Origin of the sequence: Acidocella aminolytica 101 = DSM 11237 (genome assembly GCF_900129125.1) — a bacterium.
In the GTDB taxonomy this organism is placed as follows: Bacteria; Pseudomonadota; Alphaproteobacteria; order Acetobacterales; family Acetobacteraceae; genus Acidocella; species Acidocella aminolytica.
This window is the reverse complement of the sequence record NZ_FQVJ01000010.1, coordinates 17,013-30,748: the sequence shown is the minus strand read 5'-3', so window position 1 is coordinate 30,748 and position 13,736 is coordinate 17,013. Positions and strand designations below refer to the sequence as shown.

Annotated in this window: 13 protein-coding genes; 6 read left to right on the top strand and 7 right to left on the bottom strand. The window is 60.5% G+C overall.

Features of this window, described 5'->3' with window-relative positions:
* Positions 1-14: 14 nt before the first annotated feature.
* The 3 genes from BUB54_RS07175 to cysD are packed head-to-tail and all read right to left on the bottom strand — an operon-like array spanning position 15 to position 3,579.
* Positions 15-746, bottom strand: a complete 732-nt coding sequence (locus BUB54_RS07175; protein WP_048878551.1) for a 3'(2'),5'-bisphosphate nucleotidase CysQ — start codon at positions 744-746, stop codon at positions 15-17.
* Positions 743-2,653 carry a sulfate adenylyltransferase subunit CysN gene (gene cysN / locus BUB54_RS07170; protein WP_048878550.1) on the bottom strand — a complete coding sequence of 637 codons (1,911 nt, stop codon included), beginning with the start codon at positions 2,651-2,653 and terminating at the stop codon, positions 743-745. Before cysN ends, BUB54_RS07175 begins: the two co-directional genes overlap by 4 nt.
* Entirely contained in the window at positions 2,653-3,579 is a 927-nt protein-coding gene (gene cysD / locus BUB54_RS07165; protein WP_048878549.1) for a sulfate adenylyltransferase subunit CysD, read from the bottom strand. The genes cysN and cysD overlap by 1 nt, the downstream gene beginning before the upstream one ends.
* A gap of 231 nt (positions 3,580-3,810) precedes the next feature.
* Here cysD and BUB54_RS07160 point away from each other — a divergent pair, with 231 nt between their 5' ends.
* The 6 genes from BUB54_RS07160 to BUB54_RS07135 all read left to right on the top strand — a co-directional run bounded on the left by BUB54_RS07160 (position 3,811) and on the right by BUB54_RS07135 (position 9,729).
* The gene (locus BUB54_RS07160; RefSeq protein WP_048878548.1) at positions 3,811-4,581 is read left to right on the top strand and encodes an SDR family NAD(P)-dependent oxidoreductase; all 771 of its coding nucleotides are present in this window, start codon (positions 3,811-3,813) and stop codon (positions 4,579-4,581) included.
* 67 nt (positions 4,582-4,648) lie between these two features.
* Positions 4,649-5,905, top strand: coding sequence for a gamma-glutamyltransferase (locus tag BUB54_RS07155; protein WP_073211421.1), 1,257 nt, complete (start codon positions 4,649-4,651; stop codon positions 5,903-5,905).
* Between the two features lie 3 nt (positions 5,906-5,908).
* Positions 5,909-7,069: a pyridoxal phosphate-dependent aminotransferase gene (locus tag BUB54_RS07150; protein WP_048877296.1), complete on the top strand. Its 1,161-nt coding sequence runs from the start codon at positions 5,909-5,911 to the stop codon at positions 7,067-7,069.
* 100 nt (positions 7,070-7,169) lie between these two features.
* The gene (locus BUB54_RS07145; RefSeq protein WP_048877297.1) at positions 7,170-7,919 is read left to right on the top strand and encodes an electron transfer flavoprotein subunit beta/FixA family protein; all 750 of its coding nucleotides are present in this window, start codon (positions 7,170-7,172) and stop codon (positions 7,917-7,919) included.
* A 2-nt stretch (positions 7,920-7,921) separates the two neighbouring features.
* Positions 7,922-8,851 carry an FAD-binding protein gene (locus tag BUB54_RS07140; protein WP_048877298.1) on the top strand — a complete coding sequence of 310 codons (930 nt, stop codon included), beginning with the start codon at positions 7,922-7,924 and terminating at the stop codon, positions 8,849-8,851.
* Positions 8,852-8,853: 2 nt separating this feature from the next.
* The gene (locus BUB54_RS07135) at positions 8,854-9,729 is read left to right on the top strand and encodes a 3-hydroxybutyryl-CoA dehydrogenase (protein WP_048877299.1); all 876 of its coding nucleotides are present in this window, start codon (positions 8,854-8,856) and stop codon (positions 9,727-9,729) included.
* A 63-nt stretch (positions 9,730-9,792) separates the two neighbouring features.
* On the opposite strand, the gene BUB54_RS07130 is transcribed toward BUB54_RS07135, so the two are convergent.
* The 4 genes from BUB54_RS07130 to BUB54_RS07115 form a co-directional block, all read right to left on the bottom strand.
* The gene (locus tag BUB54_RS07130; protein ID WP_241869285.1) at positions 9,793-10,404 is read right to left on the bottom strand and encodes a hypothetical protein; all 612 of its coding nucleotides are present in this window, start codon (positions 10,402-10,404) and stop codon (positions 9,793-9,795) included.
* A 178-nt stretch (positions 10,405-10,582) separates the two neighbouring features.
* On the bottom strand, positions 10,583-12,130 hold the full coding sequence (locus BUB54_RS07125; RefSeq protein ID WP_048877300.1) for a DHA2 family efflux MFS transporter permease subunit: 1,548 nt from the start codon (positions 12,128-12,130) through the stop codon (positions 10,583-10,585).
* Positions 12,130-13,233 carry an HlyD family secretion protein gene (locus tag BUB54_RS07120; protein ID WP_048877301.1) on the bottom strand — a complete coding sequence of 368 codons (1,104 nt, stop codon included), beginning with the start codon at positions 13,231-13,233 and terminating at the stop codon, positions 12,130-12,132. Before BUB54_RS07120 ends, BUB54_RS07125 begins: the two co-directional genes overlap by 1 nt.
* Positions 13,233-13,697, bottom strand: a complete 465-nt coding sequence (locus tag BUB54_RS07115; RefSeq protein ID WP_073211418.1) for a MarR family winged helix-turn-helix transcriptional regulator — start codon at positions 13,695-13,697, stop codon at positions 13,233-13,235. The genes BUB54_RS07120 and BUB54_RS07115 overlap by 1 nt, the downstream gene beginning before the upstream one ends.
* Between the last annotated feature and the right edge of the window lie 39 nt (positions 13,698-13,736).

Here is a 13,736-nt window from a genome sequence, read left to right as displayed (position 1 = left end):
AAAATTTAAAAACTTCAGGCCGGAACCTTAGCCAGAGCTTCCAAAACTTTTGGCGCCAGCTCCTTCTGGCAGATCAGCAGATCCGGCAAATAAGGGTCGGCGTTGTTGTAAACCAAAGGTGAGCCATCCGCGCGGGTGGCGTGCAGACCGGCGGCCAGGGCAACCGCGGCGGGGGCGCAATTATCCCACTCGTATTGCCCGCCCGTGTGCAAATAAATATCCGCCTCGCCACGCAGCACGGCCATCGCCTTCGCACCGGCGGAGCCCATCGGCACCAGTTCGGCGTTCAGTGCCTCGGCCACGGCCAGAGCTTCCTTCGCGGGACGGGTGCGGCTGACCAGCACGCGCAGTTTGGGCGCAATCTCCGGCAAAGGCTGCGGCTCTGAGAGCAAGACCTGCCCCAGCCCCGGCAGCGCCACTGCGCCGATGGCTGGCTTGCCGCCGATGGACAGCGCGATATGTACCGCCCAATCCGTCCGGCACTCACCATATTCACGCGTGCCATCCAGCGGATCCACAATCCAAACACGCTCGGCGGAGAGCCGATCGGCGTTGTCTTTCTCTTCCTCGGACAGCACCGCATCGTCCGGGCGGGTTTCGCGCAACGCGGTCATGATAAACTCATTGGCCATGCGGTCCCCCACTTTGCCGAGCGCCTTTCCTTCAAAAAGGCCGGTGGCGCGCAGCTCCAGCAAGATCTTGCCAGCACCTTCAGAAATGATCTTCGCCAATTCCAGATCGGTCATGGAATCAGCCTTTCAATGATGAGGTCAGCTGCCTGCTCTGGCGTCATCTTCGCTGTGTTGATGTGAATCTCCGGGTCTTCCGGCGCTTCATAGGGGCTGTCTATGCCGGTGAAGTTCTTCAGCTCGCCGGAACGTGCCTTTTTATAGAGCCCCTTCACGTCACGCCGCTCGGCTTCTACCAAGGCGGTGTCGATGAAAATTTCGATGAACTCACCCGGCGCCATCATCTTGCGGACCATCTCGCGCTCCGAACGGAAGGGCGAGATGAAGGCGGTGATGACGATGAGACCGGCATCTGTCATCAACTTCGCCACCTCGCCCACGCGGCGGATGTTCTCGATGCGGTCGGCCTCGGTAAAGCCAAGATCCTTGTTGAGACCGTGGCGGACATTATCGCCATCCAGCAGGAAAGTATGGCGGTTCATCCGCACCAAGCGCTTTTCGACCAGATTGGCGATGGTGGATTTGCCCGCCCCGGAAAACCCGGTGAACCAAAGCACAGCAGGCTTCTGATTCTTCAGGTTCGCATGGGTCTCACGCGACACATCCAGCGGCTGCCAATGTACATTCTGCGAGCGGCGCAGCGAGAAGTTCAGCATGCCCGCACCGACGGTGGCGTTGGTCATCTTGTCGATGATGATGAAACCGCCCAACTCGCGATTCTGCTCATACGGCTCGAAGGGAATGGAACGATCGGTAATCAGCGTAGTGACGCCAATGGAATTCAGCTCCAGCGTCTTCGCCGCCGCATGTTCCAGCGTGTTGACGTTGACCTGGTATTTCGGCGCCTGGAAGGAGGCGGACACGGTTTGCGTGCCAAGCTTGATCCAGTAGGCGCGGCCCGGGGTCATGGCCTCGTCGGACATCCAGACGATCGTGGCCTCGAACTGGTCCGCCACCTGCACCGGCGCATCGGCCGGGGTGATGACATCGCCACGCGAGCAATCGATCTCGTCAGCAAAGCACAGCGTCACGGACTGCCCGGCCACCGCCTGGTCCAGATCGCCGTCGAAGCTGACAATGCGCGTGATCTTGGAGGTTTTGCCGGAAGGCAGAAGACGCACCTCGTCACCCGGCTTCACCACGCCGCTAGCCAGTTGCCCAGCAAACCCGCGGAAGTCAAGATTCGGGCGGTTTACCCACTGCACCGGCAGACGGAAGGGCTTGGCTTGGTCGGCGGTCACGTCCAGCTCCACCGTTTCCAGGAACTCCACCAGGGGCACGCCAGTGTACCAGGGCGTGTTCTCAGACCGAGTGGTGATGTTGTCGCCCATATAGCCGGAAATTGGCATGGGGGTGAATTGTTTGATGCCGATGCTGGCCGCAAATTTGCGGTACTCGGCCACGATAGCGTCGTACTTGTCCTGGTCGTAGCCGATCAGGTCCATCTTGTTCACCGCCAGCACGATATGGCGGATGCCGATGAGATGGGCGAGGTAGGAGTGGCGGCGCGTCTGCGTCAGCACTCCCTTGCGCGCATCGATGAGAATCACCGCCAGATCCGCCGTGGAGGCGCCTGTGACCATGTTGCGCGTATATTGCTCGTGGCCGGGCGTGTCGGCGACGATGAATTTGCGCTTCTCGGTGGCGAAGAAACGGTACGCCACATCGATGGTGATGCCCTGCTCGCGTTCGGCGGCGAGTCCGTCCACCAGCAGCGCGAAATCAATATTCTGCCCCTGCGTGCCGACCTTTTTGGAATCGGCTTCCAACGCGGCGAGCTGATCTTCGAAGATCATCTTTGAATCGTAAAGCAACCGGCCGATGAGGGTGGATTTGCCGTCATCCACGGAGCCGCAAGTGATGAAGCGCAGCAGTGATTTATGCTGGTGCTTTACCAAATAGGCGTCGATATCCTGGGCGATCAGTGAATCGACCTTGTAGGAGCTTTCCTGGATCTCGCTCATCAGAAATACCCCTCCTGCTTCTTCTTTTCCATGCTGGCGCCGCCTGAATCCTTGTCGATCACCCGGCCCTGGCGCTCAGAGGTTGTGGTGAGCAAAGTTTCTTGAATCACCTCGGTGATAGTTTGCGCCTTGCTGTCCACTGCACCGGAGAGCGGGTAGCAGCCCAACGTGCGGAACCGCACGGATCTCTGCTTCGGCACCTCGCCGGGGTTCAAGCGGAAACGTTCGTCATCGACCATGATTAACAGCCCGTCACGCTCCACCACTGGCCGTTCGGCGGCGAAATAAAGCGGCACGATGGGAATGTTTTCGAGATGGATGTATTGCCAGATATCCAGCTCGGTCCAATTGGAAATGGGAAACACGCGGATGCTCTCACCCTTGTTCTTACGGGCGTTATAGAGGTTCCATAATTCCGGGCGCTGGTTCTTCGGGTCCCAGCGGTGATTGGCCGAGCGGAAGGAGAAGATGCGCTCCTTCGCACGGCTCTTTTCCTCATCACGGCGGGCGCCGCCAAAGGCCGCGTCGAAGCCGTATTTGTCCAGCGCCTGCTTCAACCCCTCGGTCTTCCACATATCGGTATGCAGCGGGCCGTGGTCGAACGGGTTGATCCCTTTCTCCTTGGCCTCGGGGTTCTGATAGACCAGCAGCTCCATGCCGCTTTCCTTGGCCATGCGGTCGCGCAGCTCGTACATGGCCTTGAACTTCCAGGTCGTATCCACGTGCAGCAGCGGGAAGGGCGGCGGCGCGGGGTAGAACGCCTTGCGCGCCAAATGCAGCATCACCGCACTGTCCTTACCGACAGAATAGAGCATCACCGGCTTGTCTGTCTCCGCGACGACCTCGCGCATAATATGGATGGATTCGGCCTCCAGGCGCTGTAGATGCGTCAAAGTGACCGGGTCGGCAGGCGATTGGGGCGTCATCGGCAAGGCAAACTCCAAGAACCAAACACAAGTCCTTTATGGACCAGCGTAATGATGCGGTGCAATGCACCGGATGTGAAATGCTGGCAAGATCAAACCACGAAAAGCCTAGCAGCTATTAGTACAATGCAAGACCCGTGAGGGAACTTGGTCGGGGGCTTGGGTTTCCGGCCTGTCTCGTCTATCCGGGGCGGCATGGTCGCCAAGGCCAAGTGTCTTAAGGAGAGTGAAATGCAAGGCGTGCTCGTGACGGGTGGCGGCAGAAGGCTGGGGGCAGCCATTGCCCGCCATATGGGGGCCAAGGGCTGGCATGTCTTTGTGCATCACAACCAGTCCGCCGAGGGCGCACGGGAGGTGGTGGCCGACATCATCGCCCAGGGCGGGCGGGCTACCGCTGTCGGCGCGGATCTAGGCAATACCGATGAGGTGGAGCAGCTTTACCGGGACTGCGAGGCCATCTGCCCGTTGGAAATGCTGGTCAACAGCGCGTCTGGCTTTGAATATGACACCGCCGCCAGCGTCTCTCCCGCTGGGCTGGAGGCGCATATGCGCGTGAATCTCTTTGCGCCGGTGCTGCTGACGCGGAATTTACACGCCTCTTTGGCGGCGCGCGGGGCAAAGGGGCTTGCCATCAATATCGTGGATAATAAGGTTTTTGGCCTTAACCCGGATTATTTCTCCTACAGCCTGTCCAAGGTAGCGCTGCAGGGCATGATCCAGATGCAGGCCATGGCCATGGCCCCCACCTTGCGCGTGGCGGGCATTGCCCCCGGCATCACGCTGATCAGCGGTTTGCAAACCGAGGAGGAGTTCGAGCGCAGCCACCGCAACAACCCGATGGGCCAAGGCTGTACCCCAGAACAGATTTTGAACGCGGTGGATTTTATCCTCACCACTCCGTCCTACCACGGCCAGACGCTGGTGATTGATGGCGGGCAGGTCCTGCAGCGCCGTCCACGCGATGTGGTGTTTCTTGAGCGCCCGGCCCCGCCGGTGGTCTGAAGCGGCGTTGCCCGTCATGCCTTTCGCGGCTAAGCAGGCCGGGTCAGTGTCTCAAGGGTTATTCAGTTTGCAGAACCGCCTCCGCACCCTCAGCGCCCTCGCCACCCTTACCTTGCTCGCCGGTTGCGGCGCGGGCCAGACCGTCGGCCATCAGCTTTTCGGGCTGAATAGCGGAGCCAGCGCCCCAGGCGCCGTGCCCTCCGTGTTTGGCTATGCCGTGGCGGATGAGCCGCAGGCCGCTCTGGTAGGCCAGGATATTCTAAACCATGGCGGCAATGCCGTGGATGCGGCAGTGGCAGAAGGCTTCGCCCAGGCCGTCACCCTGCCCTCCCGTGGCGGGCTTGGCGGCGGCGGCGCCTGTTTGATCAAAATGCCCGACGCCGCGGGCAAGATGCAGAAGCCGGTGATGCTGAGCTTCCCGGCTGGCGCGCCTGCCGCCACCAGCGGCAGCCGCCCCGCCGCCGTGCCCTTGCTGGCGCGCGGCCTGCTGGCCATGCAGGCACGCTATGGGCAGTTACCGCAATCCGCCGTGATTGTGCCCGCTGAACGTCTGGCAGGCGGGGCGCAGATCTCGCAGGCGCTCGAATCCGACCTGAAAGTGGTGGGCAATGCCCTGCTGGCCGACCCGCAGGCCGCTTCCATCTTCGCCCCCAACGGCACTTTGCTGCCGGAGGGCGCCACCTTCCAGCAGCCCAGCCTCGCCACCACGCTGGAAAATCTGCGAGTGAATGGCGTGAGCGGACTGTATGCGGGCAATAATGCCGCCCAGTTTGCCGCCGCCGCCGATGCGGCGGGAGGCGGGCTGACAGCACAGGACCTCATTAGCGCCACGCCCCAATATGGCACCCCGGATGCAAGCCGGCAAAACGGCTATGACGTGGCCAGCCTGCCCGCCGTCCCGGCTGAGGCCGGCAAGGCGCTGCCCGCCTCCGCGAGCTTCATGACGTTGGACAAGCATGGCGGCTCGGTGATCTGCGTGACCTCAATGAACAATCTGTTCGGCACCGGTCGGTTCGCGCCGGGTACGGGCGTGCTGCTTGCGGCCTCGCCGCGCACCACCCCCACGCCGCAACTGGCCGCCAGCATGGCTTATACCTCCGGCAGCTATGCCTTCCGCGCCGCGGTCTCCGGCACCGGGCAGAACGAGGCGGAAACCGCCGCCAAAATCGGCCTGAGCAACGCGCTGACCGGCAACAACAAGCCGGTGCCCGCGCCGGGCCGGGCCAATGTCATCTCCTGCCCCAAAGACGTGCCGGGTGGTGAGGCAAGCTGCCACGCCAACGTGGCACCTGGCAGTAACGGCCTGGCCATTGGCGGACGGTAAACATTGGTTCTGAAGACCGGTGCGGGGCGGATTGTACCGCCCTTCAGGGTGATGGATGTGATCCAGACCGCCAATGCGCGGGCCGCCACATTGCCACCAGAGGCACCGAAAATCCTGCGGATGGAAGTCGGCCAGCCCGGCACTGGCCTGCCGTACGGCGCAAGAGCGGCGGTGCAGGCCGCGCTGCAAAGCGGTGACGCGCTGGGTTATACGGAGGGTCTTGGCCGCCCAGCCTTGCGGGCGCGCATCGCCCGGCATATCGCGGACTGGTATGGGGCGGAGGTTTCTCCCACCCGCATCGCCGTGACCTTCGGCGCTTCGGGTGCGTTTCCGTTAGCGTTTTTGTCCAGCTTCGACCAAGGCGACAAGGTGGCCCTCGCCTCGCCTTATTACCCGCCTTATTTCAACACGTTAAAGGCGCTCGGACTGAACCCCGTGGTGCTGCCCTGCGGGATCGAGACCGGGTTTCAACCCACCATCGAGATGCTGGACGCCCTGCCGGAGAAACCAGATGGGCTGATTCTCGCCAGCCCCGCCAACCCCACCGGCTCCATGCTCGCCCCCGAAGCGCTGGCCTCCCTGTGCCGCTATTGCGATGCAAACGGTATCCGCCTGATCTCGGACGAGATTTACCACGGCCTGACTTACGGTAAGACCCAGGCCAGCGCGGCGCAGTTTTCTGACAGCGCCATCGTGGTGAACTCCTTTTCTAAATATTTTTCGATGACCGGCTGGCGAATCGGCTGGCTGGTACTGCCGGAAGACATGGTACGGATAACCGAGCGGCTGGCACAAAACTTGTTCATCTCCGCTTCCCATATCTCGCAGATTGCGGCGGAGGCGGCTTTGGACTGCCATGAGGAATTGCAGGCCAACCGCGCCACTTACGCAGAGGCGCGGGAGGTGATGATGCACGGCCTGCGCGCGGCCGGGTTCCCGACTTTCTCCCCGCCGGACGGCGCGTTTTACGTCTATGCCGATATCGAAGACCGTGCGGCGGACAGTGTCGCCTTCTGCAACCGGTTGCTGGCGGAGCAGAATATTGCTGCCACGCCGGGGCTGGATTTCGATTCAGAGCGCGGCGCGCGCTATTTCCGGCTAAGCTATTGCGCCCCCCTGGCCGATATCAAGGACGCGATGGCGCGGTTAAAGCACCTCTCTTGAGTTTATTTACTCATGAGTAAATAAAGACTATCCAAGGGCCGGAGCATTGCCTATCAAGGCTCACCCCCCAATCCGGGTCAGTACAGAGGTATTTGTAAACATGAAATTGCTGGTCGCCGTGAAGCGGGTGGTCGATTACAACGTCAAAGTCCGGGTAAAAGCGGACAAGTCTGGCGTTGAGACCGCCGGCGTTAAAATGTCGATGAATCCGTTCGATGAAATCGCCGTCGAGGAAGCTGTGCGCCTGAAAGAAAAAGGCGTCGCGAGTGAGATCATCGTGGTCTCTATCGGCGTGGCCCAGGCGCAGGAGACCATCCGCACCGGGCTCGCCATGGGTGCCGACCGTGGTATTCTGGTAGAAACCGACGTGGCGGTGGAACCGCTCGCCGTGGCGAAAATTCTGAAGGAAGTGGCGCTTAAGGAAGAGGTTGACGCGGTCATTCTGGGCAAGCAGGCCATTGATGACGACATGAACGCCACCGGCCAGATGCTCGCCGCCCTGCTGGGCTGGCCGCAGGGCACCTTTGCCTCCAAAGTTGAGGTCGCAGATGGGGCCGCCACGGTCACCCGTGAGGTGGATGGTGGACTGGAGACGGTGAAGCTGAGCCTGCCCGCCGTTATCACCGCCGATCTGCGCCTAAACGAGCCGCGCTATGCCTCGCTGCCGAACATCATGAAGGCTCGTAAAAAGGCGATCGACACACTCAAACCCGCCGATCTTAACGTGGATGTCACGCCGCGTTTGACGACGATCAATGTCAATGAACCGTCGGCGCGCAAAGCTGGCATCAAGGTGCCGGATGTGGCGACGCTCGTCGAAAAACTCCGCAACGAAGCGAAGGTGATCTGACCATGACTGCTCTGGTTGTTCTCGATTTTGACGCCTCTGGCATCAAGCAGCCTTCGCGTTCCGCCATTGCCGCCGCAGCCAAGCTGGGCGAGGTGCATGTTCTGGTGGCAGGCCAGGGCATTGGCGCCGTGGTCGGGGAAGCCGCGAAAATTTCCGGCGTGGCCAAGGTGTTGGTGGCGGATGACCCCGCCTACGCGCATCATCTGGCCGAGCCGATGGCGGCGCTGATCATCTCGGTGGCGGGCCAGTACAGCCACATTCTCCAGGCCGCCACGGCCGCCGGCAAGAATGTGCTGCCGCGCGTCGCCGCACTGCTGGATGTCCAGCCAATCTCCGATATTTCGGACGTGATGGATGCAGATACCTTTGTGCGCCCGATCTATGCGGGCAATGCGTTGGCCACGGTGAAATCTGCCGACGCGAAAAAGGTACTGACGGTTCGCGCCTCCTCCTTCGACCCGGTCCCGGCCGAGGGTGGTTCGGCTGCCGTCGAAAATGTTGCCGCCGCCGCGAATGAGGGCAAGTCCTCTTATGTCGGTGAGGAAATTTCCAAGTCCGAGCGTCCGGAACTCACCGCGGCACGGGTGATTATCTCCGGCGGGCGCGGGATGCAGAATGGTGAGAATTTCACCAAGCTGATTGACCCGATTGCGGATAAGCTGGGGGCTGCTGTTGGCGCCTCCCGTGCCGCTGTGGATGCTGGCTATGTGCCGAACGATTACCAGGTCGGCCAGACTGGCAAGATCGTGGCGCCTGACCTTTATATCGCCGTGGGGATCTCCGGTGCCATCCAGCATCTGGCGGGCATGAAGGATTCCAAGGTGATCGTAGCCATCAATAAGGATGAAGACGCGCCGATTTTCCAGGTGGCTGATTACGGCCTGGTCGGTGACCTCTTCACCGTACTTCCTGAACTGGAGAAGGCCCTGTAATCATGAGCATCAGCAAAATCGGAGTCATTGGCGCGGGTTTGATGGGAAATGGCATCGCACACGCGGGGCTGATTTCTGGTTTTGACGTGGTGCTTGTGGACGCCTTCGAGGCGGCCCTGACAAAAGGTCTGGCGACCATCGAGAAAAACATGGACCGCCAAGTCTCCAAGGGCAGCCTCACGGCGGAAGACAAGGCGGCGGCCCTTGGCCGCCTCACCTCCTCCACCGATTACCATGTGCTCAAGGTCACCGATATCGTGATCGAGGCAGTGCCCGAGAGGCTGGAAATCAAGGAGAGCATTTATAAAGAACTGAAGGATGTGCTGGCACCGGAGACCATTCTGGCCTCCAACACTTCCTCTATCTCCATCACCGAGCTTGCGGCACTGTCCGGCCGACCGGAAAAATTCATCGGGCTGCATTTCTTCAACCCGGTGCCGATGATGAAGCTGGTGGAGATCATCCGTGGCCTCGCCACGTCTGACGTCACCTATCAGGCGGCCGCTGAGCTCGCGGGTAAGCTGAACAAAACCTCCGCCACCGCCCAGGATGCGCCGGGCTTCATCGTCAACCGCCTGCTCTGCCCGATGCTGAACGAGGCTATCTTCGCTCTGGCAGAAGGTGTCGCGGACGTAACCTCCATCGACGACGCGATGAAGCTGGGCGCTAACCACCCAATGGGCCCGCTAACGCTGGCCGATTTTATCGGGCTGGATACGCTGCTCTCCATCATGCGCGTGCTACATCAGGAGCTGGGCGAGGATAAATACCGCCCTGCCCCGTTGCTGGTGAAATATGTGAATGCAGGCTGGCTGGGCCGCAAATCCGGCCGCGGCTTTTATGATTACAGCACAACCCCGCCCAAGCCCGCCCGTTGAGCGGGGCGCGCTAACGTCTCCCTTGCAAGGCGGCCTTTTGGGCCGCCTTTTTTCGTCTTAATCTTAAATGTAAACGTGCCAGCCGAGTGACAGATTGAGCACAATTCCAAAGGTCAGATACATCAGAAGCAGACCCGTTAGGATATGCACCAGCCCGAGCGCCTTTTTGCTGAACGGCATCGCCAGGTCAAAGCAGTAAAAGAACTCGAAGAAATAAACCGCCATCAGCCCAGCGAACAGCAACGTCACGGGCATATCGCCCGCCGCGTCGAACACGATGAGGCCGAGCAGTGACACTAGGAAGAAGGCGACGGCCATATAGCCGTTTGGCACAATCGAAGCACCGCGCATCCGGCTGAGCCCCATGGCCAGCCAGTGAATACCGAACACCGTGGTTTCAATACCGGCGGCATAAAGCGGTGTGGCTTTACCGGCTGTGCCAAACACGTTGAACCAAGTAAGGCCAACCAGGATGTAGGTGCCGCAGAGAAATTGCAGCATCCCAGGCATCCAGAAGCCCCACCAACCATTGGTGATTTCGCTGGCCTCGCTTTTGTCTGGGTAGCCGAATAATTCCTGCGGACCGAAAATCAAATAACCCGTGCCGAGACCGAAAAAGGCGAGTCCCAGAGGCACATAGGCCGATGGAGCAAACTGAAACATCGTTGGGGTCATTGGGCGTCTCTCTTGTTTAGTTTTTGTTTAGCCATCCCCGCGCCCCGCCCCTCCTGCCTTCGGCGGGCCGCGGAAAATCTTAACGCTGTGTAATGCACTTATCAGGTGTGGGAGGCAGCCGCCTTATTTTCAAGGCTCTAACCAAGGATTATGTCGATTAAGCGGCTTTCAGAGCCATTTAATCCACCACCACAGGTTCGGTCTGCGCTTCCGGCACTTGAAGCGGCTTGCGCATGAGCAGCAGGCAGGCCGCCGCCGGCAAAGTGGAGAGGAACATCAGCTTGTAATCGTCGATATAGGCAATGATCTGCGCCTGGGTGGTAACAAGTTGGTTCAGTTGCGCCGCTCCATCCGCCGTGGCGGGGTTCCAGAAATGACTCACCGCCCCACCCACCTGCAAGGAGCGTGCAAAGGGCGTGATATGCTGCGCCAGATCGGCATGCATATATTGAGTCATCCGGGTGAGCATGGCCGTGGTGACGGAAATGCCAATGGCGCTGCCCACATTCCGCGACAGGTTAAGCAAGGATGTGCCCTGGGTCCGCAATTCAGCTGGCAGGGTGTAGAACGCCACCACCTGCAGGGGCACAAATACAAAGCCCAGAGCTGCCCCTTGCAGCACCAGCGTGAGGATCATGTGCGGCACCCCGGTATCGGGCGTCCAGCCTTCCTGCATATAAAGGGAGTAGCCCAGCAACGCGAAGCCGAACATGATCAGTAGCCGCGAATCCATCCGCACGGTCAGCCGCCCGGCGATCAGCATAGCGAACATGGTGCCAAAGCCGCGCGGGGCCATCACCAGCCCCGCCGTCTCCACCGGGTAATTGCCCAGATTTTCCAGAAATGGCGCCAGCAGCGCGGTGGAGGCCAGCAGTACCATGCCAACCAGTAGCATGGTGATCAGCCCGCTGATGAAGTTCCTGTCCGCGAAAACCGCACGGGGAATAAAGGGCCGCTCGGCGGTGAGCATGTGGACGATGAACAAATAAAACCCCAACCCCGCCAGAATAAACGCGGCGACAATGGTGGAGGAGGACAACCAGTCCAGCTCCTGCCCACGGTCGAGCGCCAGTTGCAGCGCCCCCAACCCCAGCGAGAGCACGCCAAAGCCGATCCAGTCGAACCGCCCCATGACCACCGGCTTGCGCTTGGGCATCAGCAGCAGCAGCCCCAGCACGGCGATGATGCCGAACGGCAGATTGACGAAGAACACATAGCGCCAAGTGAAATTCTCGGTAAGATAGCCGCCCAGTGTCGGCCCCAGAATTGGCCCTACCATCACGCCCATGCCCCAGATAGACATAGCAACACCACGCTGCTCGACCGGGTAAATATCCATCATGGTGGATTGCGACAGCGGCACCAGGGCAGCGCCGAACGCGCCTTGCAGCAGCCGGTAGAGCACCATCTCGGTCAGGTTCTGCGCCACGCCGCAGAGCATCGAGGTCACGGTGAACCCGATCAGGCAGGTGATGAAAAGGTTTTTCCGCCCGAACCGCGCCGCCATCCAGCCCACCGGGGCGGTCATGATGGCGGCCATCACCACATAAGAGGTCAGAACCCAGGTAATTTCATCATAAGAGGCGGAGAGTGAGCCCTGCATGTAAGGCAGCGCCACGTTAGCGATGGTGGAATCTAACGCCTGCATCAGCGTTGCGATCATCAGGCAAACCGTGACGATCGCACGCGCTTGCGGGGCGAGTTCGATCTCCGCCTTGCTGGCCATCAGAACAGATCCGACAGATGCCGGTGATGGTTGGTGTCGATTGAAATCTCAACACTCATCCCCGCCCGCAAGGTCATGTCCTTGGGGCCGGAGAGAATTTTGATCCGCACCGGAATACGCTGCACCACCTTCACCCAGTTGCCGGAGGAGTTCTGCGCCGGCAGAATGGAGAATTGCGAGCCGGTGGCGGGGGAAATACTCTGCACCTCCCCCTTCCAGTGCTTACCGGGGTACGCGTCGACCGTAATGTTCACGCTCTGCCCCTGGCGCACCCAGGTCATCTGATTTTCCTTGGGCTGGGCGGTGATGTAAACATCCTTGTTCGAGACCAGCCCGAACGCCGCCGTACCGGCGGGCAGCAACATGCCGGGCTGTAATTTCTCAACATGTGTGACGGTACCTGAATATGGCGCATAGACAACGCTATGCTGCTGGTTCAGCAGCGCCTGGTTGAGATTGGCGAGGGCAGCCAGATATTGCGGGGTCTTGGTCGGGTCGATATCAGGCTGGCCGCTCAGCTTGGCGAGCTGCTGGCCCGCGACGGCCTGCATCTGCTTCAGCTTCGCCTCATCCCCCTGCAAAGCAAACCGCGCATCGTCATATTGCGCGCGGGTAGCGCCGCCGGTTTTCACTACGGCGGCATAGCGAGCAAGATTGGATTTATCCGACTCCACCTGCGCCTGCTGCGCGGCAATTTGCGCCTGTGCCATCTGGTAGCCGTGCTTGGCGGCGTTGATGTCCTGCACCGTCTGGGCCAGCTGGGCGCGGGCGGCCTCTACCGAGATGGCAAAACTCTTCTGCCCCAGGTCAAACAGCTTTTGCCCAGCGGCGACGTACTGATTGTCCTGGACATATATCTGATTAACAAGGCCGGTAACATCGGTTGAGAGCGAGACTTTGGCCGCGTTCACATAAGCATCGTCAGTATAAACATAGCGCCCGCCGAACAGCCAGTAGAGCAGCGAAGCTAGCGCTACCAGTACAATACCGCCAATCATCAGCACTGGGCGCAGTCGGGCGCGGCGACGGGCTGCGGTTTCTGGCGAGGGGGCGGCTTTTTCCCTGCCCGAACGTTCCCCGGCCGTAAGATTGGTTTGCGACATCAGGCCGTCTCCTTCTGTGTCACCGGGCAAACCATGCCTGGCCTTTGTAGTAGATTGGCTTTCATGCTGCGCAGGGCGTTGATCACGGCTTCCTGCTCAGCCTCGGACATGCCCGCGGTCACGAAATCGGCGATTTCCCGCCGGTGACGGTCAATCTCGTCCATCAGCGGCGCCGCGTCCGGGCGCAGATGCAGCCGCCAGATGCGCCTGTCTTGCGCATCGGCCCGCCGTTCCACCAACCCGACTTTCTCCAGCCGGTCCACCAGACGGGCAACGCTGATCGGCTCCACCTCAAGCAGATCCGCCAGTTCCTTCTGGCTCAACCCCGGCTGGCGCTGGAGGTGAATGAGAATCCCCCATTGCGCGCGGGTCATACCGTGCTGGCGCGCACGGCGGTCGGCCTCCACACGAGTGAGGCGCGCGACCACCATGGTCAAAGTCAATAAATCGAGTCTGTCATCCATGCCCATAACGGGCGGGATAATAACGCAGCTTATTAGTTT

Coding starts and splice junctions, on each gene's coding strand:
- cysD (WP_048878549.1), bottom strand. CDS start 3,579: ATGACGCCCCAATCGCCTGCCGACCCGGTCACTTTGACGCATCTACAG.
- BUB54_RS07175 (WP_048878551.1), bottom strand. CDS start 746: ATGACCGATCTGGAATTGGCGAAGATCATTTCTGAAGGTGCTGGCAAG.
- BUB54_RS07140 (WP_048877298.1), top strand. CDS start 7,922: ATGACTGCTCTGGTTGTTCTCGATTTTGACGCCTCTGGCATCAAGCAG.
- cysN (WP_048878550.1), bottom strand. CDS start 2,653: ATGAGCGAGATCCAGGAAAGCTCCTACAAGGTCGATTCACTGATCGCC.
- BUB54_RS07120 (WP_048877301.1), bottom strand. CDS start 13,233: ATGTCGCAAACCAATCTTACGGCCGGGGAACGTTCGGGCAGGGAAAAA.
- BUB54_RS07125 (WP_048877300.1), bottom strand. CDS start 12,130: ATGGCCAGCAAGGCGGAGATCGAACTCGCCCCGCAAGCGCGTGCGATC.
- BUB54_RS07115 (WP_073211418.1), bottom strand. CDS start 13,697: ATGGATGACAGACTCGATTTATTGACTTTGACCATGGTGGTCGCGCGC.
- BUB54_RS07135 (WP_048877299.1), top strand. CDS start 8,854: ATGAGCATCAGCAAAATCGGAGTCATTGGCGCGGGTTTGATGGGAAAT.
- BUB54_RS07130 (WP_241869285.1), bottom strand. CDS start 10,404: ATGACCCCAACGATGTTTCAGTTTGCTCCATCGGCCTATGTGCCTCTG.
- BUB54_RS07145 (WP_048877297.1), top strand. CDS start 7,170: ATGAAATTGCTGGTCGCCGTGAAGCGGGTGGTCGATTACAACGTCAAA.
- BUB54_RS07160 (WP_048878548.1), top strand. CDS start 3,811: ATGCAAGGCGTGCTCGTGACGGGTGGCGGCAGAAGGCTGGGGGCAGCC.